The following is a 643-nucleotide window of genomic DNA, read 5'->3' on the forward strand; positions in this document are numbered from 1 at the left end:
TCATGGAGCAGTTTGGCGTAGAGCTGGTTGGCCGCACCGACGAGCTCGAGGAGGAGTTCTTTGCCGTGTCGGTAGAGCGGCGCATCACCCACCCCTGCGTGGTGGCCATCACCAACGCGGCGCGTGGCGAGTTGTTTGGTTGATCATCCAGCGCCTGATTTGACCGTAATTCTGTACATGACTAGAATTCTGTACATGCCAACCAACCCCAACCTGATCGGAACGCAGCTGCGCACCTTGCGTATAGCGCAGGGGAAGTCGCAAATGTTGGTCGCCAAAGCCGCTGGCATCAGCCGCACCACCCTGGTCCAGATCGAAAAAGGTATGGACGCACAAATGTCCAGCTACCTGGCGGTGGCGCGGGAGCTGGGGATCGCGTTGGGCTTGGGTAGCGATTCGCCAGAACTGGCGGAGCGCCGCAAGGCACGCCTGGAGAACCAGGCCAAACTGGCCACCTCGCGGGAAAAACACCTGAAGATTGCAGCCCTTATGGCGCTGGACGACGCCCCTGCACGCGCGATGCAGTTGCAAGCGTTGCAGATGGTGGCGCTTTGGAAAGAGAGAGATTTGTGCAGCCCGGTATACATCGAACGTTGGACGCACATTCTGCAAGCCGAACCCAAAGAGCTGGCACGCAACATCC

At 59.3% G+C, this 643-nt stretch carries 1 protein-coding gene and 1 pseudogene; both read left to right on the top strand.

All coding sequences use genetic code 11. The annotated features are described in order from the left end of the window. A pseudogene (locus AC1D1Y_RS26005) lies at window positions 1-143 on the top strand (LysR family transcriptional regulator); the annotation flags it as partial. A gap of 52 nt (window positions 144-195) precedes the next feature. Continuing rightward, window positions 196-643: helix-turn-helix domain-containing protein (locus tag AC1D1Y_RS26010; RefSeq protein WP_477684895.1), on the top strand; the 448-nt coding region annotated here is incomplete at its 3' end.

The sequence above is a fragment of the Polaromonas sp. P1_G1 genome (assembly GCF_056405595.1).